At 73.6% G+C, this 21,066-nt stretch carries 20 protein-coding genes and 1 pseudogene; 3 read left to right on the plus strand and 18 right to left on the minus strand.

Annotated features, from left to right (window positions below; all coding sequences use genetic code 11):
- Positions 1-68: 68 nt before the first annotated feature.
- The 13 genes and pseudogenes from M4D82_RS29745 to M4D82_RS29805 all read right to left on the minus strand — a co-directional run bounded on the left by M4D82_RS29745 (position 69) and on the right by M4D82_RS29805 (position 15,449).
- A complete protein-coding gene (locus tag M4D82_RS29745) occupies positions 69-638 on the minus strand; it encodes a GNAT family N-acetyltransferase (protein WP_502989024.1) in 570 nt (189 codons plus the stop codon).
- A 58-nt stretch (positions 639-696) separates the two neighbouring features.
- On the minus strand, positions 697-1,365 hold the full coding sequence (locus M4D82_RS29750) for a spherulation-specific family 4 protein (RefSeq protein ID WP_249770218.1): 669 nt from the start codon (positions 1,363-1,365) through the stop codon (positions 697-699).
- A complete protein-coding gene (locus M4D82_RS29755; protein ID WP_249770220.1) occupies positions 1,362-2,276 on the minus strand; it encodes an NAD-dependent epimerase/dehydratase family protein in 915 nt (304 codons plus the stop codon). The genes M4D82_RS29750 and M4D82_RS29755 overlap by 4 nt, the downstream gene beginning before the upstream one ends.
- A gap of 7 nt (positions 2,277-2,283) precedes the next feature.
- Positions 2,284-2,997: a nucleotidyltransferase family protein gene (locus M4D82_RS29760; RefSeq protein ID WP_249770222.1), complete on the minus strand. Its 714-nt coding sequence runs from the start codon at positions 2,995-2,997 to the stop codon at positions 2,284-2,286.
- A gap of 87 nt (positions 2,998-3,084) precedes the next feature.
- Entirely contained in the window at positions 3,085-4,086 is a 1,002-nt protein-coding gene (locus M4D82_RS29765) for a GDP-mannose 4,6-dehydratase (RefSeq protein WP_249770224.1), read from the minus strand.
- Positions 4,087-4,145: 59 nt separating this feature from the next.
- Positions 4,146-5,559 (minus strand): annotated as a pseudogene (locus tag M4D82_RS29770) (hypothetical protein).
- Complete coding sequence (pelF, locus tag M4D82_RS34410; protein ID WP_349637102.1) at positions 5,556-9,329, minus strand: GT4 family glycosyltransferase PelF; 3,774 nt, start codon at positions 9,327-9,329, stop codon at positions 5,556-5,558. Before pelF ends, M4D82_RS29770 begins: the two are co-directional and overlap by 4 nt.
- A gap of 402 nt (positions 9,330-9,731) precedes the next feature.
- Entirely contained in the window at positions 9,732-10,256 is a 525-nt protein-coding gene (locus tag M4D82_RS29780) for a COG1361 family protein (protein ID WP_249770226.1), read from the minus strand.
- Between the two features lie 302 nt (positions 10,257-10,558).
- Positions 10,559-11,200, minus strand: a complete 642-nt coding sequence (locus M4D82_RS29785; RefSeq protein WP_249772274.1) for a GPR1/FUN34/YaaH family transporter — start codon at positions 11,198-11,200, stop codon at positions 10,559-10,561.
- A 125-nt stretch (positions 11,201-11,325) separates the two neighbouring features.
- The gene (locus M4D82_RS29790; RefSeq protein WP_249770228.1) at positions 11,326-13,218 is read right to left on the minus strand and encodes an amidohydrolase; all 1,893 of its coding nucleotides are present in this window, start codon (positions 13,216-13,218) and stop codon (positions 11,326-11,328) included.
- Positions 13,215-14,168: an alpha/beta hydrolase gene (locus M4D82_RS29795; protein WP_249770230.1), complete on the minus strand. Its 954-nt coding sequence runs from the start codon at positions 14,166-14,168 to the stop codon at positions 13,215-13,217. Before M4D82_RS29795 ends, M4D82_RS29790 begins: the two co-directional genes overlap by 4 nt.
- 121 nt (positions 14,169-14,289) lie before the next feature.
- Positions 14,290-14,781, minus strand: coding sequence for a DoxX family membrane protein (locus M4D82_RS29800; RefSeq protein ID WP_249770232.1), 492 nt, complete (start codon positions 14,779-14,781; stop codon positions 14,290-14,292).
- Between the two features lie 5 nt (positions 14,782-14,786).
- Positions 14,787-15,449, minus strand: coding sequence for a hydrolase (locus M4D82_RS29805; RefSeq protein ID WP_249770234.1), 663 nt, complete (start codon positions 15,447-15,449; stop codon positions 14,787-14,789).
- A gap of 209 nt (positions 15,450-15,658) precedes the next feature.
- Here M4D82_RS29805 and M4D82_RS29810 point away from each other — a divergent pair, with 209 nt between their 5' ends.
- The 3 genes from M4D82_RS29810 (at position 15,659) to M4D82_RS29820 (ending at position 17,570) form a co-directional block, all read left to right on the plus strand.
- Entirely contained in the window at positions 15,659-15,856 is a 198-nt protein-coding gene (locus M4D82_RS29810) for a hypothetical protein (RefSeq protein ID WP_249770236.1), read from the plus strand.
- Between the two features lie 52 nt (positions 15,857-15,908).
- The gene (locus M4D82_RS29815) at positions 15,909-16,871 is read left to right on the plus strand and encodes an LLM class F420-dependent oxidoreductase (RefSeq protein ID WP_249770238.1); all 963 of its coding nucleotides are present in this window, start codon (positions 15,909-15,911) and stop codon (positions 16,869-16,871) included.
- 138 nt (positions 16,872-17,009) lie between these two features.
- Positions 17,010-17,570, plus strand: coding sequence for a hemerythrin domain-containing protein (locus M4D82_RS29820; protein ID WP_249770240.1), 561 nt, complete (start codon positions 17,010-17,012; stop codon positions 17,568-17,570).
- Between the two features lie 51 nt (positions 17,571-17,621).
- Here the strand turns inward: M4D82_RS29820 and M4D82_RS29825 are convergent, their stop codons facing one another.
- Genes M4D82_RS29825 through M4D82_RS29840 form a run of 5 tightly spaced genes read right to left on the minus strand, consistent with a single transcriptional unit; the run spans position 17,622 to position 20,940 of the window.
- On the minus strand, positions 17,622-18,596 hold the full coding sequence (locus M4D82_RS29825) for a cytochrome P450 (RefSeq protein ID WP_502989025.1): 975 nt from the start codon (positions 18,594-18,596) through the stop codon (positions 17,622-17,624).
- Positions 18,596-18,853, minus strand: a complete 258-nt coding sequence (locus tag M4D82_RS34680) for a hypothetical protein (protein ID WP_502989026.1) — start codon at positions 18,851-18,853, stop codon at positions 18,596-18,598. The genes M4D82_RS29825 and M4D82_RS34680 overlap by 1 nt, the downstream gene beginning before the upstream one ends.
- Positions 18,854-18,908: 55 nt before the next feature.
- Positions 18,909-19,307 (minus strand): hypothetical protein, encoded by a 399-nt coding sequence (locus tag M4D82_RS29830; protein ID WP_249770242.1) that lies wholly within the window; start codon positions 19,305-19,307, stop codon positions 18,909-18,911.
- Positions 19,308-19,346: 39 nt separating this feature from the next.
- The gene (locus M4D82_RS29835) at positions 19,347-20,384 is read right to left on the minus strand and encodes an NAD-dependent epimerase/dehydratase family protein (protein ID WP_249770244.1); all 1,038 of its coding nucleotides are present in this window, start codon (positions 20,382-20,384) and stop codon (positions 19,347-19,349) included.
- Positions 20,385-20,397: 13 nt separating this feature from the next.
- A complete protein-coding gene (locus M4D82_RS29840; RefSeq protein WP_249770246.1) occupies positions 20,398-20,940 on the minus strand; it encodes a type 1 glutamine amidotransferase domain-containing protein in 543 nt (180 codons plus the stop codon).
- Between the last annotated feature and the right edge of the window lie 126 nt (positions 20,941-21,066).

Below are 21,066 nucleotides of genomic sequence, written 5' to 3' on the forward strand. Positions count from 1 at the left end.
CTGTTTATGCCCTACCGGCCCGGTTTGTACGCGGGACGGCGGGAGATGACCGAAACGCGGCGGGCCCGTCAGAGGGCGAGGAACATGAGGATCTCGTCGCGGTCCTCGCCGGGCGCCACCCGCAGCGCGCCGGGCCACCGCCCGATCTCGCGCCAGCCCAGGCCCTCGTAGAACTTCTCCAGCCCCAGGCCCGCCCGTGCGCTGAGGTGCAGTTGTTCCAGCTCCATGTCCTGGCGGGCGAGATCACGGACCCGGTGCATCAGCGCCGCACCGATGCCGCGTCCGCGGAAGTCCGGATGGGTCTGAACGTGGTTGACCTCGCCGCAGTGTGCCGTGAGGGGGTGCGGATTGCGGCTCAGAACCAGCCACCCGGCGAACCGCCCGTCGACGGTCGCGATCAGCAGACGGCTCCGCCCGGGATCGAGCCCGTCGACGATGAGCCCCGCGACCCGGTCTCCCTGCTCGGTGCTCACCGGCGGCATCGGGAAACCGCCGTGGATGACGGCACCCCCCGCGTTGATCACCCTGATCCAGCAGTCGACCAGCCGGCTCCGCAGCTCCGCCGACATCTCCTGCGGCCGACTGATCTCCAGGAAGCCGATCGGCGACCGACGACCGCTCGCGCTCTGCGTCCTCACGGACCCCAGCGTGCCAGAAGGCGCCCCACCACACCGCTCAACCGGCCGTGTCGCCCGCTCACGGGTGGGGGTCGGGGCCCGGGACGGCCGGGGTCAATGCGACCCAGGGGTTGGGCAGTTCGCCGGTCACCGGGCCCGCGACCGCCGCGCCGCGCTCGTGCGCGGTGCGGACGGCGAGGGGAACCAGGGCTTCGGGCACCCCGTAGACGAGGTGACAGAAGCGGTCCGGCGGGTGCCGGGCCGTCCACGCCGGACGGGTGAACGCCGAGACGTACGTCGACCAGTGCCCCTCGAAGGTGACGGTCAGGTCGGCGAGGCGCACGTAGCCGGCCACCGGGTGCACCCCCGGGTTCAACACCACTGCCGTCGCCCCGAGTCGGCGCAGCGAGCGGACCAACCGGCGGCAGCCGGGCAGCTCCTGCCGCGTCGCCGGCGCCCGGTCCAGGAAGCAGCCGTCGACCGCGTACCACTCCCGGTAGCGGCACATCTCGTGGATCAACTCGGCCTGGCCGCGCGTTCCGTAGTCGGTGTCCACGTAGGCGAGCAGCCGGGCGCCGGCCGTCCGCAGCGCCGCTGCCGCCGCCGCGAACGCCGGATCCGGGCGGCTGCCCGGCCCGTTCGCCGGGTTGAGCACCACCCCGTAGATCGCGGCGGCGCCCGTGATCAGCCGGTGCCAGGCACCCGGATCCTCGACGGGGTGGACGTACAACGGAACGAGCAGGCTCATGGCGTCCCGGTCCCGGATCCTCCCGCGGCGCTCGCCGCCCACAGCGCGGCGAGCGTCTCGCCGAGCCCGTGGGTCGGGCGCCAGCCGAGGGCCTCGGCGGCGGCGGTGATGTCGGAGCACTGCCAGGACACGTGGGCCGAACGGGCCGACCCGCCCGCGTCCTCCTCGATCCGCCCCCGGAACCCCGCCCGCCCGGCCAACTCCCGTACCAGTTCCCGTACGGGGACGGCGCGGCCGGCGCCGATGTTCAGTACGGGCGGCAGCGGACCGGGCGCCGTCACCGCGAGCGCCACCGCGTGCGCGACGTCGCGTACGTCCACGAAGTCGCGGTGGGCGGACAGGTCGCCCAGCCGCAGCACCGCCGCCGGATCGGTGCCGGCCTCGCGGAGCAGGGCGGCGATCCGGCCGGGCAGCCCGGTGCGGGGAGCGCCGGGCCCCACCGGATTGCCCACCCGCAGGACCACGCCGTCCAGCCCGGAGGAGGCCACCGCGACCGTACCGGCCAGCTTCGTCGCGCCGTACGGGGCGACCGGGCGGGTGGCGGCCCACTCCGCCACGGGGGTGTCCGGTTCACCCGGCCCGTATTCGGCGGCCGAACCCAGGTGGACCAGGCGGGCGGAGGGCGCCGCATCGCGCAGGGCGGCGCACAGCACGGCGGGGCCGCGGGCGTTGACCTCGGCGAGCGTGACGGCGTCCCCGCTGGTCGAGCCCGCGCAGTTGACGACCGCGTCGGGCGCCGCCGCGGCCAGGGTGTGCGCCAGCCGCTCGGGCGGGTCGGTGGCGAGGTCGACGGCGAAGTCGGCGTCGGGCGAGCGACCGGCGTCGAACACCCGCGCGCCCGGTAGGGCGCGCAGGCGGTCGTCGACGTGCGCGCCCAGGTAGCCGGTACGGCCCAGGACGAGAATGCGCATGACGTACTCAGGCTCCCTTGAGCAGCAGGGACTTGCGGGTGGTGAACTCGGCGTTCGCCCGGTCGTAGTCGTCGGGGCGGCCGATGTCGAGCCAGTACCCGTCGAACGCGTAGGAGTGTGGAAGGTTCTGACTGTTCAACAGATCGAGGACGAGTTCGTCGAAGCCGAGCGGCAGGCCGGGCGTGTAGCCGTCGAGCGTGGCGCGACTGAGGCCGTACACGCCCATGGAGACGTGGTAGTCCATGCTCGGCTTCTCGGTGAAGGCGATCACGCGGCTGGCGTCGGTGGTGAGGACGCCGAAGTCGATGTGCACCTTGCGCGGGTAGGTCGCGATGGTCAGCGGGGCGCCCGACGCCTCGTGGCTGCGCAGCACGTCCGCGTAGTCGAGGTCGGTGAGGACGTCGCCGTTCATCACGAGGAAGTGCTCGGGGAGCCGGTCGCGCAGGTTCAGCAGCGGGCCGATCGTACCGAGCGGGCTCTCCTCCGTGGCGTAGTCGACGCTCATGCCCCACTGGGAGCCGTCGCCGACGTAGGCGCGGATGATCTCGCCCAGGTGGCCTATGGCGATGGTGCAGCGGGTGAAGCCGGCCCGCGAGAGCTGGCGCAGCACGATCTCCAGGATCGCGTGCTGGTCGCCGATGGGGACGAGCGGCTTCGGCAGGGCCGTGGTGTAGGGCCGGAGCCGGACGCCCTTGCCGCCCGCCAGGATCACTGCGTACATGGGTCTCCTCCTTGGTCGCGTGGGGGACGTCGAGTGACGTGGAGTGGCACGGGGGGGTGGTCGGTGAACGTCGCCGCGGCGCGGGGCTCAGATGTTGTAGATGCCGGTCTTGTAGCGGGCCAGGTGGGCCGGATCGCGGAAGAACTCGACCGTCCGCGCGAGGCCTTGCTCCAGGGTGTGCGCCGGCTCCCAGCCGGTGGCGGCGGTGAGCCGGCTCGCGTCGGCGACCAGCCGCATCACCTCGGAGGCGGCGGGCCGCAGCCGTTCGCCGTCCTCGCGCACCTCGATCGGGACGTCCATGACCTTGCCGATCAGCGTGACCAGGTCCGCGACCGAGATCTCCTCGCCGGTGCCGGAGTTGAAGGTCCGGCCCACGACCCGCTCGGCGGGCGCGGTGCCCACGGCGAGGAAGGCCTGCGCGGTGTCCTTGACGAAGCTGAAGTCACGGGTGGGCCGCAGGTCCCCGAGGGTGATGACCCGCTCCCCGGCCGCCACCTGGCCGATGACGGTGGGGATGACCGCGCGCATCGACTGGCGCGGGCCGTACGTGTTGAACGGCCGCAGCGTCACCACGGGCGTGTCGAAGCTCGCGTGGTAGCTGTCGGCCAGCCGGTCCCCGCCTGCCTTCGAAGCGGCGTACGGGGACTGGGTGTTGATGGGGTGGTCCTCGGTGATCGGCACCGTCCGGGCGGTCCCGTACGTCTCGCTCGTGGAGGTGTGCACGAGGCGCGGCGTGCCGAGCGCGCGGACGGCCTCCAGCACGTTGAGGGTGCCGGTGACGTTGGTGTCGACGTAGCTGTGCGGCGCCCGGTACGAGTACGGGATCGCGATGAGCGCGGCCAAGTGGTAGGCGGCCTCCGCGCCTTCGAGGAGACCGCGGACCGAGCCGGGGTCCCGGACGTCGCCGAGGACGATCTCGACCTGGTCGAGGACGTCCGGGGCCAGGGTCTCCAGCCATCCGTACGACGAGAAGGAGTTGTACTGGGCCATGGCCCGGACCCGGTAGCCGCGGGCGACCAGGGCCTCGGTGAGGTGGGAGCCGATGAAGCCCTCGGCTCCGGTGACGGCGGCGAGCGGTGCGGAGGTCAACTGACGTGCCCTTCTTGTCGATTGGACGTACGGATCGGTTGGGGGCGGATACAACGGGGTCAGGCGTGTCGGGCCGGGCGGCCGAGGACCCACAGCGCGCATCCGGCCAGGCTCAGGGCGGCGAGGCCGAAGGACAGGGGCAGGATCAGCGGGCCCGGCGGCAGCCCCAGGAACGTGACGGTCCCCGCCCCACCCGCGGCCGTGAGGCAGACGATGGCCGGCGGCCAGGCCACCCCGAAGGCCTGGAGCAGCAGCGCCGTCCACAGGGTCGCCGCCAGCGGCAGCAAGGCGGCCGGTGCGGCGCCGGTCAGCAGCGCCACCGGCAGCAGGAGCAGCACGTAGCCGGACAGGCAGAGCGCGAGGACGCCCGCCGACCGCAGCAGGAACCCGGCCGGGGTCGCCGCCGCGCCGAGCGCCGTCACCGACAACCCGCGGAAGCGGTACAGCAGCCATTCGGCCGGCCCCATGCTCACCGTCAGCGCGATCACCGCGTACGGCTCTTGTCGCCCCTCCAGCAACACCAGCACCGCCGCCCCCAGCCCGAAGAGCCCGTACGGCACGGACCAGAGCAGCCGCGGCCGCCCGCCCGCGTCCCCTGCCGCCTGCCCGGCGGCGTACGCGGCGCGCAGCGACCAACCGGCCGCCGCGAGCGTCGCGACGAGCGCGAGTACCGGCAGCCCCGCGCGCACCACGGGCCCCGGCTCCCACCACGGCACGACGGACCCACCCACGATCAGCGGGCTGAGCGCGGCCAGCAACAGGCGCTCCCGCCCCAGCACCAACAGGACACCCGCCGCCGCCAGGTACAGCGACTGCGCGGCCGCCGCCCACGTCGCCGGCCCGCCCCGGCGGCAGCGCGGCGGCCGCGGTGGCGACGACGGCCCCCAGCGGAGCCCCCACCAGCAGCGTCCGACCCGCCGCCCGCCGCCCCGTCACCATCCGCAGGTAGGCCCGGTGCCCGAGGGCCTGGCCCCACGCCCAGGAGACGACGCCGGCGACGATCAGCGCGCCGGCGTGCCGGCCCGGGTTCCACAGTGGCGCGGTGAGCGGGTACGCCAGAGCCGGCAGAGCGAACAGCAGCCCGCGCAGCAGGCACCGTACGGTGTCGGGCCGCCACGGATCGGGCGCCCGGACCGGCTCGACGAAGACGCGAGGCACCCGCTCGTACAGTGCGGCCGCGAGGGAGAAGAGGTTCGGGTGCCCGTACCGCTCCCGGATCACGTCTGCCGACAACCCGTCCGCCTCCAGCAGGGCGGCCACCTCGTACGGGTGCACGGCCGGCCCGATCCGGTCGGCCAACTCGGCGGCGAGCCGGCTGACCTCCTCCTCGTCGGGGCCGAAACCGGGCACGCGCGGGGCGAGGGTGGTCTCGGCCCACGGCCGGCGCGGCGGGCGCCGGCTCGTGTCGGCGAGCCGCAGCGCCAGCGTGTCCTGATGCGATCCGCCCGGTTCGAGTGCCATCGGCCCGCTCATCCGGCCAGCGCCCCGGCCGCGGGCACCGGTGTGATCGGCGCGGGGACCGGCGTACGCGGACCGGCCGTCGCCGGGATCCGCGAGAGGCGCGCGGCCCGGTCGAGTTCGGGCAGGTCCAGGTAGATGGAGCGGAAGGTGTCGATGGTCTGGCGCAGGGTGAACTGTTCGATGACCCGCAGCCGGGCCCCCTCGCCCATCGCCGCGCGCCTCGGCGCGTCGCCGAGCAGCTCCAGGGCGGCTTCCGCCATGGCGGCCGGGTCGCGCGGCGGGACCACGAGACCCGTCTCGCCGACGGCCTCCCGTACCCCGCCCACGTCGGTGGACACGGTCGCCCGCCCGCAGGACATGGCCTCGATGAGGGTGAAGGGGAAGCCCTCGCTGATGCTGGAGAGCATGACGACGTTGCCCGCCGCGTAGGCGTCCTTGATGTCGTCCACCCGGCCCTCGAAGGTGACGGCGTCCGCGTGCCCCAGCTCGCGGGCCAGTGCCTCGCACCGCTCGCGGTACGCCTCCCCGCCGCGCGGCGTTCCGCCGAACAGGCGCAGCCGGGCTTCCGGTATCCGCGCCCTGACCAGGGCGAAGGCCCGGATCAGGGTTTCGAGGTCCTTGATCGGGTCGACGCGGCCGGCCCAACTGAGGGTCGGTACGTCCGGTTCGGGCCCGGCGGGCGGGAACGCGGCGGGGTCGACGCCGTTGTAGACCGTACGGATGGACCGCGGGTCGGCGCCGCCCTGTTCCTCCCACAGCCGGTTGTAGCGGTTGCCGGGGGTGATCAGGGCGGCCCGGCGGTAGCTCTCCTCGGCCAGCAGCCGGAAGAAGCCGAGCACGACGGCCTTCACCGGCCAGCGGTAGGGGGCGGTGCGGTAGCCGAGGTAGCGTTCCCGCAGGTAGACGCCGTGCTCGGTGAGCAGCAGCGGGACGTCGTGGCGCTCCAGCGCGGCCAGTCCGGGCAGGACGGCGACGCCTCCGCTGACCGCGTGCGCGACCCCGTGGTCCGGCGGTGGTGCGGACAGCGGGCGCAGGGCGTGTTCCAGCAGCGAGGTCGCGGTGAGCGCGTCGCGCAGGCTCGGCCGGGCCTCGCGGACGGCGAGCCCCGGGCGGTTCCAGACCGACGCGAGGATCGCGACGCCGCGATCGCCGCGCAGGAACGGGCTGAGGGCGCCGTCGGCCGCGGCGTGGGCCATCGTGTAGAGGGCGGGCGCGAACGCGGCCTCGGCGCACGAGTCGAGCAGCGAGGTCAGGAACCGCTCGTAGGCGGTGGACAGTCGGCGCAGGGCGCGTCCCCGGGGGGCGCGGCCGGCGGGCGGGGCGCCCCACATCGGGACGGACCTGACGCCCAGGACGTGGCCGGGCAGGTCCCACACCACGGGTTCGCGGCCGGTACCGGTGACCGCGACGACGTCGAAGTCGATGTCGGGCATGCCCTGGACGAGTTGGTCGCACCAGACGCTGACACCGCCGTGGCTGTGGGGGTAGGTGCCTTCGGTGAGCAGGGTGACGCGCGTCGCGCCGGGGCGTCGCGCGCCGTGGTGAACGTACATGGGTGTGCTCCACGGCCGGTGGGTGGGGATGGTCGGGCCGGCCCCGGCCGCGTGCGGGCGGGGCCGGGACCGGGCGTACGCCGTTTCAGCGCCGGGCGGTGACCGTGGCGTGCTCGCGTACGGCCGCGGGGACGCGGGTGCTCGGGGCGGGCACGCCGGCCGGCGCCGGGCGCGCCGCGACCACGGCGGCCGGGCCGCGGGCGCCGAGGCCGGCAGGGCGAGGGTGAGCGGCGTACCGGCCGCCGTGGTCCAGCCCGAGACCTTGCCCGCGTACGGGCTGCCGTAGGTCGCGCCGGCGGCGTCGCCGAGCCGGGTGCCGGTGGGCAGGGTCGCGGTGATGTCGAGGCCGCTCGGGGCGGTGACGGTCACGGTGTCGCCGATGCGGTAGGCCGTGACCCGGCCGGCCTGGAGGGCGGCCTTCCAGGCGGCGCGGCGCTGGAGTTCGACGCCGGTGTCCTTCATCCGCTGGTTGACCAGGGGCGTGTCGGCGGCGAACAGGGCGTGGTAGCCGTCGATGACGCCGTTCAGCACCGGGTAGGCGAGGCGTTCCTCGGCCAGGTTGGACTGGTGGATGAAGTGCGGCTTCGGGTCGCCCGCGAGGACGTGTCCGAGCGCGGTGCGGATCTCCGACGGGACGATGTGGGCGGCGTACCCGGTGGCGGTGTCGAGGGGTGCGGGCAGGCAGGTCGTGGTGTCCGCGTGGTCCTCGCAGATGCCGCTGCCGCCCTGCGCGCGGCTGGTGTAGATCCAGTTGTACTCGTCGACGGCCTCGGTGGCCTTGCCGACGTTGTAGTACACGTTGACCGGGTAGCGGGCGACGGTGGACGCGGAGCCGACCTGGCGCTGTTCGGGGTCCCGGGAGCTGTCGGCGGCCAGCCACTTGATGCCGTTGCCGGTCAGGGAGAGGGCCAGGTTGGGGTTGTCCTGGGGCTGTTGCGGCAGGACCGCCATGCCCGAGTGCTCGCCGGTGACCAGCTCGTCGTCGTGCAGGGGCAGGCCGAAGCTCTGGCCCCAGACGCGGTTGAGGATGATCTCGTCGTCGATGGCGGTCCGACCGACCCACTTGGTGGCGCCGTCGGCGTGGGTGGCGCACCGCCAGGGCACGACGCCGGTGTCCTGTTCGCAGCCGAGGAAGGCGTGCGTGTAGGTGTGGTTGATCCAGCGGAACCGGTCGCGGTCGGCGTGGAGCCTGTCGGCCAGTTCGTCCACGCCGCCGTGGTCCTCGCGCTGGTCGAGGCTGCCGGCGCCGTTGTAGACCATGTCGAGGGTGAAACCGCGGCCCTCCTGCCAGGACTTGGCGCGTTCGGCGTCGGCGGCGGTCATGCGGATGGGGGCGGGGGTGCCCGTACCGGCGGCGCAGTCGACATCGCCGGGCGTGCAGTTGAGCCGGGTGTCCCAGCGGTCGTCGGCGGCGAACACGTCGTCGACGTGGACGGCGAAGTGGTGGCGGGAGGCGCCCAGGTGCACGCCGCCGGTCATCCACTCCACGATGCCGCGGGCCAGCAGCCGGTACTGCTGCTGGTAGCGGTTGTAGACGAAGGTCACGACGAGTTCGCGCCGGCCGTCGTGGCGGTACTCGCCGACCAGTGACCCGCGCCGGGAGGTACCCGGGATGGGCGCGTCGACGTACGGGGTGAAGTCCGCGCCGGGCGCCGGCTGCGCGAGGTAGGCGTAACTCTCGCCCACGAGAGGCGAGTTGTCCTCGAAGGGCACGGCTCCTTCGAGGTAGCCGAACGGACCGGAGCGGCCCGCGGGGGTGACCGCGGCCCGCACGCCGTCGACGCTGCCGGCGTACCCGCCGGGGACGAAGTACTGGAGCCCGACCTGGGGACGCGCGTAGGTGTAGGCGTCGACCTGCGGGATCGCGTACGCCTGCTCGTAGGCCGTCAGGGCCGACATCTCGGCGGAACCGGCCGCGAACGGGTTGTCGTTGGGCAGGACCACGGCCTGGTACTTGGCGCGCGGTCGGCCGTCGACGGTGTCGGCGAGGAAGGCCGGGTCGATGGTGGGCCGGTCCGGCCGGGTGAGGTCGATCCGCGTGTACGGCGTCCCCGTCGAGTCCAGTTCCGCCGTGATGGCCTGGACGGCGGGACCGCCGTCGGTGACGACGAGTACCCGCAGGTCGACGCGGGGCGTGGTGGTGTCGGCGTGTGCCGTGCCGGCCGGCAGGCCGAGAGTGGCGATGAGCGCGCCCACCGATAACACGGCGGTGCGGATCCTTCGCTTCATGCGGTGAAGTCCCCTCCCCGGGCAGGGGAGGGCCCGCGACGCGCACGAAGCGGACGCCCCCCTTGCACGACGCCGATATCCCCCTCAGAAATCGGTCGCCGACGCATCCATCGCGTCACATGGTGGTGCCTCTGTGTAGCTTTCGTGGTGATGTCGCGAAAACCGACGCAAAAAAGCAGGTGTCCAACGGGCCGTGACGCAGCCCGAGTCGGACCGCCGCGCGTCCCCGCCGGCCCGGAAGCGAAAGTGCCCGGCGGCCTCGATGGCCGGTCCGGGCGCGAGCGCCGCACCGGCGGACCGAGACGGTCCGCCGGTGCGGGAGATCGGTGGTTCAGACCACCTGGAGGGGTGGGCGACGGCGATTTTAGGCCACCGTCGGCGGTGTGGCGGGCGGACGATCCGTCAGGCGCAGAGCACGCGCGTCTCGGGCGTGAAGACCGGCCCGCCGCTGGTGCTCGTGCTGTCGCCGAACTCGGCGTAGTAGTACGAGTAGAAGCCTATGTTGCCGTTGCAGCCGGAGTCGGCGGCCACCTGAAGGGTGAGGGTGACGGTGCGGCTCTGGCCGGGCGGGATGGTGGCGCCGTAGTTGCCGCCCAGGTCGGAGGGGCCGGTGCCGGAACAGGCGGTGGCGCCGGTGGGGGTCGCCAGGCTGCATCCGGTGAAGCCGTACTTCAGGTCGGGGCGCTGGGTGGTGAGCCAGGTGGGCGTGATCGTCTGGTAGACGAACCAGATGTCGTAGGTCTTGTTGTTGGTGAGCGTCATCGAGACGTTGACCGTGCCGCCGGGGGTGACGGTGGCGGCGTTCGTGGTGAACGACAGGCCGGCCGGCGCGGGGTCGGCGCTCGCGGCGGGCGCGAGGCCGAACAGGGCCAGGGTGAAGGCGAGGGTGGTGGCGAGGCCGAGACGGCTCTTGAGGGGAGATCGCATGGCTCGGGAGGCTAGAGCGGCCCGGCGTGCGTCGTCTGCCGTTCGGGGAGGGTGGGACCAGGGCGCGGCCGGAAGTGCGCGCCCCGTGAAGGTCCTGCGGTGAGACTGTGTGGATGATCACGCCGCGTATGCCGGCAGTACACGCGCGGTGTCGAACCGAGCGGGAGGGGAGGCGGATTCCGGGCAGGCCCGGACGGGGATCGGCGCCTGATTGGCGCGTACATATCAGGTTTGGGGTGGTGGGGTGGCGCCCGGGGACGGCCAAGACACGGCTCGGCCGCCCCGGGCGTCCGGGCGTCGGGTCACAGGGTGCGGCGTACACCCGCGTGGCGTTCCAGATTGCGCAACTGCACGGACAGATCGCCCTCGACCGCGTGGTGGGCCGGGCCGCTGCGGCCGATCGGGAGCACCTCCTCGCCGCGCATGTCCTCCAGCATCAGCGCGAACGCCGCGTACGTGGCCACGAGGCCCACCACGAGGCCGAGGGCCCCGGCCGTTTGCGTCAGCCATTGCTCACCGGTCAGCCCGGCCAGGCCGGTGGCCGCCCAGCGGGGCAGGGAGACCACCAGGACGAACCACAGCGCGCGTTTGGGCCGGGTCACGGCCGCCATCAGCGCACCGAAGCACAGGAACGCCAGGTTGAACACGCCGAGGACCTTCGGCCCCCCGGCCGCGCCGGTGCCCATGACCAGCGCGTACGCCAGCCAACTGCCGGCGAAGGTGCCCATGAGCGTCGCCGCGATCACGTCGCGGGCCCCGAACGCCAGGATGCTCACGAGGAACTGCAAGGCGAAGGCGGGCAGCACGCACAGGGCGACGGCCCGGCGCTCGGGGGCCTCCAGGATCCCGAGTTGCAGACAGCCCGTCATCACGGACGCGATCGCCACGGTGAAGAAACCGAGCGGCATCGGCGAGGCGATGGGACGCAGGGTGATCCGGGTCATCGCGCGCAGATCGGGCTCGAAGTGACGCCCGGACGCATCCCCGGGCCCGGACACCGCCCCGCCCTCCGGGCCGCCGGCGCTCTCGCCGGCGGTGGGAACCGTACTCATCTGGCGGGCCTCCTCGTTCAGTGCGTGAAGCACGGGTCGACGGGATCCGAGGCGACCGGTCCGGGCACGGCGCCGACCCGGGCGGCACGCCACTGGCGGTGCCGCTCCGACTCCGCGACGGCCTCGGCCATCGCGTCGGCCTGACGCGCCCCACCGGCGGCGTACCCGCCGAAGTGGGCCACGGGGCTCCACGCCGGGCTGATCGGCGGGGCGGCCTCGTCCAGGCCCGCGTACTCCGCCTCCGCGTGGACGACGCGCCCGCCGACCACCGTCAGCACCGACTCGATGTCGGGGATGGCCGCCTCGGGCACGGTGAAGTAGTCCTGCGACAGGATCGCGAGATCGGCGTAATACCCCTCCCGCAGGATCCCCTTGACGTCTTCCTCGCCCGTCAGTCGCGCCCCGCCCCGCGTGTACAGATCGAGCGCGCCCTCCCGGCTGAGCCGGTTCGCGGCCGGGTAGAGCGCCGTACCGCCGACGGTGCGTCCCGTCACCAGCCAGTGCAGCGCCACCCACGGGTTGTACGAGGACACGCGCGTGGCGTCCGTCCCGGCGGCCACCGTCAGGCCCCGCTCCAGCATGGCCCGCACCGGCGGCGTGCGGGCCGTGACCTCGGCCCCGTACCGGTCGAGGAAGGCGGTGCCCTGGAAGGACATCCGGTTCTGCACGGACACGGCGCCGCCGAGGGCGGCGATACGGTCCAGGCTGTGGTCGGAGACGGTCTCCGCGTGGTCGAACAGCCACCGGTTGCCGGCGGGGAAGAGCCCCTGCGCCGCGAGCTTCTCGAAGACCGCCAGATCACGGCGGATGGTCTCGTCGTAGGTGGCGTGCAGTCGAAAGCCCCAGCCGTTCTCGGCCAGCAACCGGACCGCCTGTTCGAACTCGACCTCGTAATCGGCGTCGAGCGCCGGCCGCGGCTCGGCGAAGTTCTCGAAGTCGGCGGCGGCCCAGGTCAGGTTCTCACCGGCGCCGGCCAGGCGCAGCCACTCGTCGCCGTCCCCGGGCCGGACCGTCTCCGTCCAACGCCTGAGGTCGGCGAGCTCCTGCCCGGCGGTCTGCGGGAAGAGGTAGTAGGCGATGCGCAGCGAGAGTTCGCCCGAGCGGGCCAGGTCGATGACCGTCGCGTAGTTGTCGGGGAAGTTCTGGAAGCCGCCGGCGGCGTCGAGTGCCGAGGTGAGGCCGAAGCGGTTGAGCTCCCGCAGGAAGTGGATCGTGGAGGTGCGCCGGTCGGCCTCGTCCAGGGCCGGGGCCTTCGCGAGGGTGGAGTAGAGCAGCAGGGCGCCCGGCGCCGCCAACAGCACCCCGGTCGGCTCCCCGTCCCGACCCCGGACGATCTGCCCGCCGCGCGGGTCGGGGGTCTCGCGGGTGTACCCGGCGGCCCGTACGGCGGCCCGGTTCATCAGGGCCGACTGGTACAGGTGCAGGACGAAGACCGGCGTGTCGGGCGCGGCGGCGTTCAGCTCGGCGACCGTCGGCATCCGACGCTCCGCGAACTGCTCGGCCGTCCAGCCGCCGACGACCCGGATCCACTGGCCCTTGGGGGTGCGCCCGGCCTGCTCGCGCAGCATCGCGAGGGCCTGACGCAGACTGCGTACGCCGTCCCAGCGCAGCTCCAGCACGTAGTTCAGGCCGCCGCGGATGACGTGCAGGTGCGAGTCGTTGAGCCCCGGGACCACGCGGCGGCCGAGCGCGTCGACGACCCGCGTGGCGGGGCCGACGAGCCCGGCGAGGTCGTGGTCGTCGTCGCCCACGGCCGCGACCCGGCCGTCGCGGACGGCGACGGCGCGGGCCTCGGGTCGGGCCGGGTCCCCGGTGAACACCTTGGCGTTGCGGACGACGAGGTCGGCGGCGCCGGCGTCGTCCGAGGCCGGGCGTATGCCGGCCACGGGCATGCTCGTCGTCCCGCTCATGCCAGGGCCCCGCGCAGGGTGTCGACGGCGACCCCGATGGCGAGCCGCGCCGCGTTCGTGTCGCGCAGCGCGTTCAGCATCACGAAGTCGTGGATGGTGCCCAGCACGCGCAGCGAGGTGACGGGGACGCCGGCCTCCCGCAGCCGGGCCGCGTACGCCTCGCCCTCGTCGCGCAGCACGTCGGCCTCGGCGGTGATGACCAGGGCGGGCGGCAGCCCGGTGAGTTGCTCGGTGGTGGCGCGCAGCGGCGAGGCGGTGGCCCGGGCGCGCTCGGCCGTGTCCGTCGTGTACTGGTCCCAGAACCAGCGCATGGCGTCGCGGCGCAGGAAGTAGCCCTCGGCGAACCGCCGGTAGGACTCGGTGTCGAACGACGCGTCGGTCACCGGGTAGAACAGCACCTGTTGGACGAAGCGGACGTCGCCGCGCTCCTTGGCCAGGAGGGTGAGGGCGGCGCTCATGTTGCCGCCGACCGAGTCGCCGGCGACGGCGATCCGGCCGCCGTCGAGGCCGTTGGCGGGGCCCTCGTCGCCGATCCACCGCGCGACGGCGTAGCTCTGCTCGACGGCGACGGGGTAGCGGGCCTCGGGGGAGAGGTCGTACTCGGGGAAGACCACGGCCGCGCCGACCCCGACGGCCAGTTCGCGCACGAGGCGGTCGTGGGTGTGGGCGTTGCCGAAGACCCACCCCGCGCCGTGGACGTAGAGGATCACCGGCAGCGGGCCGGCGGCGCCGCGCGGGCGGACGACGCGGGTGCGGACCTCGCCGGTGGGGCCACCGGGGACGGTCACCCATTCCTCGTCGACGGGCGGCAGGACGACGCCGTCGCCGCCCTGCACGTCGTTCACGGCCTTGCGGCCCTCGGCGACGGGGATCTCGTAGAGGAACGGCGGCTTCGCGGTCGCGTCGGCGAAGGCCCTGGCGGCGGGCTCCAGGATCGGGGGGTTCGACAAGGGGGGACTCCTCGGTGAGAAAGGTGGGGAGGGGGAAGGTCGTTGGGGGGTGCGGCGAGGGCCCGGCCGCCCGGTTCAAGGGGGTGTACGCGGGCGGCCGGACCGGTTCGGGGAACCCGGTCTACGCGGCCGGGGCGCGGTGCAGGACGAGCCGGGTCAGCAGCCCGCTGCCGACTCCGGCCGCGAGCACCAGGGCCGTCCACCACAGGGGGTACGGCGTCAGACCCAGCGCCCGGTCCAGGGACCAGGCCCCGGGGCCGGTGGCCGCGAGGGCGGCGGCGGTGCCGATCAGGACGAGGGGGTACTCGTAGCCGTCGTTCTGCACCCAGAGGCCGTTGTGCCACTTCACGGTGAGGGCGACGGTCATGACCCCGATGGCGCCGGTCGCGGCGAGCGGGGTCAGCAGTCCGGCCGCCAGCAGCAGCCCTGAGCCGATCTGGCCGCCGCCTGCCGCGAGGGCGGTGACGGCGCCGCCCCGGAAGCCGTCCGCGCGGAACTCCCGCGTTCCGCCGTCGAGTCCCTTGCCGCCGAGGTGTGAGCTGATCTTCTGCACCCCGTGGCCGGCGATGAGTAGACCCACCAGCAGCCGCAGGACCAGCAGGCCGGTGTCCAAGGGGATCAGCCGGCCGCGTGCGCGCCGATGACCGCCTGCGCGTAGACGACGCCGAGGCCGTACGCGCCCGCGTGCTCCTTGACTATCTCCATGACGGCGCCGTACGTCTCCGTACGCGCCCAGTCGCGCTGGAGCTCCAGCAGGACCTGCACCCAGGTGACGGGGACCGCGCCGGCGGCCAGCATCCGCTGGAGGGCGTGCTCGTGGGCGGCCGGGCTCACGCCGCCGGAGGCATCGCTGACGACGTAGACCTCGTAACCCTGTTCCAGCGCGGACAGCGCGGGCAGCACCAGGCAGACCTCGGTCCACAGGCCCGAAAGGATGATCTTCTTGCGGCCGGTGGCCCGGACCGCCTCGACCAGCGCCTCGTCCTCCCAGGCGTTCATGCTGGTGCGGTCGATCGGCTTCTGGTCGGGGAACACGGCGGCCAACTGCGGCAGCAGCGGCCCGGAGAAGGACTCGGCGGCGACGGTGGTGAGCACGGCGGGCACGTCGAAGGCGCGGGCCGCCTTCGCGAGACCGATCGTGCTGTTGATGATCGCGGCGCGGTCACCGCTGCCCGTACCGAAGAACATCTGCGGCTGGTGGTCGACGAAGACCATGACCGAGTTGTCGGGAGTCAGCAGGTCGGTGCTCGGGGCGGCGTGCACCTGGGTGATGTCGAACACGAGGAGGTCCTCTCGGTAGATCGGAAGCGACGGCCGTCGCGTTCCCGCGACCGGCCACGGCCCGACCGTAGATCCGCGCGGATCAGCCCGATTGCCCCTCAGTGCCCGACGCCTTGCCCCCCGGCGCACGGCAGTCGTACGGCAGTGCGTGGCTCCCGGCCGAGGGGGCAGGTGCCGGGGAGGACGTACGCACGGCCGAGGAGTACGCCATGCCCCAGGACGAGCACAAGACCGACCACGACCAGCCGCAGGAGCCACGGCGCCGGCGCCCGCGCGGCACCACCCCGAAGACGCCCGAGCCCGACCGGTCGGCGGAGCGGGACGGCGGCGGCCACTCCGCCGGGGGCCACTCCGCCAAGCGTCAGCGACCCGGCATCGGACGCGAGGAGCAGACCCGCCCGTACTGAACCCGACCGCCGCCGCGCGTTTCGAACCGCCGGCACCGGCAAGGCGCCCGGCATGCGTATCGGATACACGATGATGACCGAGCAGGCCGGCCCCCGGGAACTCGTCGACCACGTCGTCGGCGCCGAGCGGGCGGGCTTCGATTTCTCCGTGATCTCGGACCACTACTTCCCCTGGCTGGACTCCCAAGGGCACGCGCCCTACGCCTGGAGCGTCCTGGGCGCCGCCGCGCAGGCCACCACCCGCATCCCGCTCATGACGTACGTGACCTGCCCGACGTTCCGCTACCACCCCACGGTGGTCGCGCAGAAGGCCGCGACGACGCAGCTCCTCTCCGGCGGCCGCTTCCGCCTGGGCCTGGGTTCCGGCGAGAACCTGAACGAGCACGTCATCGGCGCGGGCTGGCCCGCCGCGCACGTCCGCCTGGACATGCTCGAAGAGGCGGTGGAGATCATCCGCGCCCTCCTGGCCGGCCACACCGTCAACCACCACGGCGCGCACTACGACGTCGAGAACGCCCGCCTGTGGGACCTCCCCGACGATCCCCCGCCGATCGGCATCGCCGCCTCCGGGCCGCGCTCCTGCGAGATCGCCGGCCGCCACGCGGACCTCCTCGTCGCCGTCGAGCCGGAGCGCGACCTCGTGACCGCCTTCGCCGACCGGGGCGGCTCCGGCAAACCGTGCGTCGGACAGCTCGCCGTCTGCCACGACCCCGACCGCGAGACGGCCCTGCGACGGGCCCACGACCAGTTCCGCTGGTCGCTCGGCGGGTGGAAGGTCAACTCCGAGCTCCCCGGCCCGGCCGGCTTCGCGCAGGCGACCCGCACCGTGCGCCCCGAAGACGTCGCGGAGGCCGTGCCCTGTGGCGACGACGTGGAGGCGTTCGTCGAGGCCGCGAAGGCCTACGCCGAGGCGGGCTTCACCGAACTCGCGCTGGTCCAGATCGGCGGGGAGCACCAGGAGTCCTTCCTCGACTGGTCGCGGCGCTCCCTGCTGCCCGCCCTGCGCGAACTCTGACACCGCGCCGGCGATACCGCGCCGGTGATCGCCCCCGCCTGAATCGCCCCCGCATGAGACGGGGGCGAGGGGGCAGGCGCCGTAGGGAAGCGTCCGGGCGAAACGGCGTCCGGATCACCCGCTCCCCGGAGGGACGCCATGGGACACGGAGGAGACGTCGTACAGGAACTCACCGCCGACCACGACGAGGTGAAGGACTACTTCGAGCAACTGCGGACCGCCACGGACGGCGAACGCCGACGCGAGATCGCCGACCTGCTGACCATCGAACTGGTACGCCACTCCGTCGCGGAGGAGCAGTACCTCTACCCGGCCATCCGTGAACGCCTCGAAGACGGCGACCTGATCGCGGACAAGGAGATCGCCGACCACTCCCGGGTGGAGAAGATGCTCAAGGACCTGGAAGGCCTGGACACGACCGACGCGGCCTTCACCCAGCTCATGGACGCGCTGCGCACCGAGGTCCTCGCCCACATCAAGGACGAGGAGGAGAACCTCTTCCCGACGCTGCGGCACAACTGCCCGCAGGAGCAGTTGGACGACCTCGGTTCCCGCATCCGACGCGCGAAGAAGCTCGCCCCCACCCGACCGCACCCCGGTACCCCGTCGACTCCGCCCGCCAACAAGCTGCTCGCGCCGGGCCTCGGCCTGGTCGACCGCGCGCGGGACATCGTCACCGGCCGGGGCAGGTCGAGCTGAGCCGGAGGCTCGCCGTCGCCTGTAGGGCTGTAGGGCTGTCGCCTGTGGCGCTTACGACCGCGAGCGCGACGACAGGGCCGTACGGCCGCTCGCCCCGACGCCGACCTCGATGACGAAGCCGCTGCGCGGCCGCGTCGGGATGCGGCTCAGGGGGATGGCCAGGTCCTGGGCCGGCACGGCGAAGTCCAGGTCGGCCAGAGCGGCCGACAGCGAGGCGAGCAGGGTGACGGTGATGTCCTCGCCGGGGCAGCGGTGGCCCGTACGGGCATCCCCGCCGCCCTGCGGGATCAGCTCGTCGCGGCCCGGTTCCCGGCCGCGGAAGCGCAGCGGCTCGAAGTGGTAGGGCGCGTGCCACAGCGTGGGGTCGTGGTGGTGCCCGTAGACGTCGAGCAGGAGCAGCGTTCCGGCCGGCAGCGGCGTGCCGGCGAAGGTGAGGTCGCGCGCGGCGCGGGCCCCGATGAAGGGGACGAACGGGTAGAAGCGGCGGACCTCGTGCGCGAACGCCCTCGCCTGGGCCGGGCCGCCGGAGCGCAGCTCGTCCCGGCGGCCGGGATGGCGGTGCTGGGCGTGGGCGGCGAAGACGACGAACCAGGCGAGCGCGACGGTCGGCCGGATGATGTTCAGGACCTCGACGGCCGCGGTGTGCGGATCGAGGAGCGCGCCGTCGGCGTCCCGGTGCAGGGCGACCGCCTCCAGCGGAGAACCGGCCGGCGCCCGCGTCCCGGCCGAGCGTACGTCGACCACGGCGCGGGCCAGGGCGGCCTCCTGCCGCTCCCGGGCGTGGCGGGCGTGCCGGTGCCGGGGGCCCGGCGACGCGAAGCCGTCGACCATGGCCACGCAGTCCTCGGCGATCTCCCGGGCGGCGTCCTCCGGCACCGGCAGGCCCGTCCACGCGCAGACGGCCTGCGCGAGCAGGGTGGCGACCTCGTCGAAGAGCACGACCTCCCGGCCCTCCCAGCCGGGGACGGCCTCCCGCCAGCCGCTCTCGACGCGGCGCGCGAGCGCGGCGACGGCGCCCGGCTCCATCAGGGCGGAGACGAACAGGCCCTTGCGCGCCCGAAGAGGGTGTCCAGGACGGGACCGGGCAGGGCTCCGTGACGCTGGACGCGCCGTTCGTCGTAGAGGAGGGCCACCGCCTCGGGGCCGTGCAGCAGGGCCGCTTGGTGGCCCAGGAGACGGGTCCGGACCACCGGCGCGCCGCCGTGCGCCCTGCGCAAGCCGGGCGCCCAGGCGTAGCCGTGGGTCAGGAGGGACAGGGTGCTGTCAGTCAGTGGTACGGCCATGACGGGCGCCTACCCGACCCCGGCCGAGGCATGCCGCAGGGGCCCGAGGGGTGGATCAGGCGTCTTCGTCGTATGCTCCGGCCTCGATTTCGAGGGCGAGCTCCTGGAGCACCTCCATCGAGGAGACGTCCGTCCGGCCGCCGTCGTGCGCCATCGCCAGGCTCGTGAACGCCAGGCTGAACCCGGAGACCATCGTGTGCAGCGCCGGGCCGAGCGCCTCGGCGACCAGGGCGGCCACCTCCCGCGGCGTCGCGTCGGCGGGCACCCGGATCGACGGCAGCATCTCGTTCAGGAGCTGCGTCGCGACGCCGCCCGAGGCCCCCTCCCCGTCGTAGACCTCATCCGCGTCGTGAACCTCATCGGCCGCGTCCTCCCCGGCCTCGGCCGCCCGACGCATGTCCTGGGCCTCCGTGAGGATGCCGATGACCCGCTTGAGTACCTCCGCGCGTTCCATCCTTCGGAGCCTAGTCCTGCGGGGGACGGATGTTTCTCCTTACGCTGCCAGCGGAGCGGTGGGCATCCCGGCCCCCTCCCGCAATCCGGCGAAGAACTCCTCGATGGCCTGCACCGCCGTGTACCGGGGCTGCCAGTCGAGCTCGGTGCGGGCCCGGCCGCTGTCCAGCAGCGGCAGGCGCAGGACGGCGTCGAACAGGTCCGGTGAGGCCGGCGCCAGGTGCAGCCGCCAGGCCGTGGCCAGCGCCGCCCGTACCGGCGCCGCGGGCATCGCGAACGTACGGGCGTGCAGGATCCCCGAGAGGACGTCCACATCGAGCGGCGGGTCGGCAGCCAGGTTGAACGCCCCGCGGACAGGACGGGTCACCGCCGCCAGAGCGGCGTCGGCCGCGTCGTCGGTGTGCAGGGCCTGGAAGACGAGGCCGGGCAGATCGGGGATCGCCGGGATCAGGCTCGGCCGCAGCAGCCGCTGCGGAAGCAGGCGCCCGCCGAAGATCCGTCGCTGCTCGGAGGCGGAGGTCCGTTTGAACAGGAAGCTCGGCCGCAGCCGCACCACGCGCACCTGCGGGTACCGCGGCTCGTACGCGTCGAGGATCCGCTCCAGATAGGACTTCTCCCGGGTGTACGCGGCCTGAGGCCAGCCGTGGGTCGGCCAGGACTCGTCGACGGCGCGGTCCTTCGGGCCGGGGGAGTAGGCGCCCACGGACGAGGCGTGCACCAGGACCGGAACCCCGGCGGCGGCGACCGCCTCGAAGACGCGCTCGCTCCCGAGGACGTTGGTGCGCCAGGTCGTCGCCGGATCGTGCGTCGGCTGGAACTTCCAGGCGAGGTGGACGACGGCGTCCGCGCCGGAGAACAGGGGCAGCAGATCGGGGCCGCCCGGCTCGATGTCGACGGCCACCCAGGTCGTCTTGGGCGGTCGCCAGCTGGGGGTACGGCGGGCCGCCCCGATGACGGAGGTCACGGCCGGGCTGTCGGCGCAGGCGCGTACCACGCTGGTGCCGAGGTTGCCGGTGGCGCCCACGACCACGACGCACAGGCCCTCGTCGGCGTCCTTCCCGGTATCGGTGAGTTTCATGGCTCCGTCCGCCTCACAGCCGCACGGCGGCGAACTCCCGCACCAATGCGGAGCAGAACGCGTCGAGGTCGTCCGGTTTGCGGCTGGTGATCAGGGTGGCCGGGGCCGCGTGGCAGACCTGCACCTTCTCGTCCACCCAGGTGCCGCCCGCGTTGCGGATGTCGGTCGCCAGACTCGGCCACGAGGTCAGGGTCCGGCCCCGTACGACGTCCGCCTCCACGAGCGTCCAGGGGGCGTGACAGATCGCGGCGACCGGCTTGCCGGCCTCGAAGAAGTCGCGGACGAACCCCACGGCCCGGTCGTTCATGCGCAGGGCGTCGGGGTTGGCGACCCCGCCGGGCAGGACGAGCCCGTCGAACGCGTCGGACGTGGCGCCGCCCAGCACGTGGTCGACGGGATACGTGCCGCCCTTGTCGAAGTGGCGGAAGGCCTGGACCCGGCCGGCGGACGTCGAGACGAGCTGCGGGGACCAGCCGGCACGGCCGACCGCCTCCCACGGTGAGGTCAGCTCGACCTCCTCGACGCCTTCGGGCGCGGTCAGAAACGCGATACGCACGGCACTCACTTCCTTCGGGCGGCAGCCGGAATCCGTAGTACGGCGCCACGGCGGAACGGTCGCCCGCTCCCTCGCGCGCGCCGCGGTGACGCATCGGCGCCTGCCCGGTGGCGGCCGGCCCATTCC

The organism is Streptomyces sp. RerS4 (genome assembly GCF_023515955.1).
Lineage (GTDB): Bacteria > Actinomycetota > Actinomycetes > Streptomycetales > Streptomycetaceae > Streptomyces.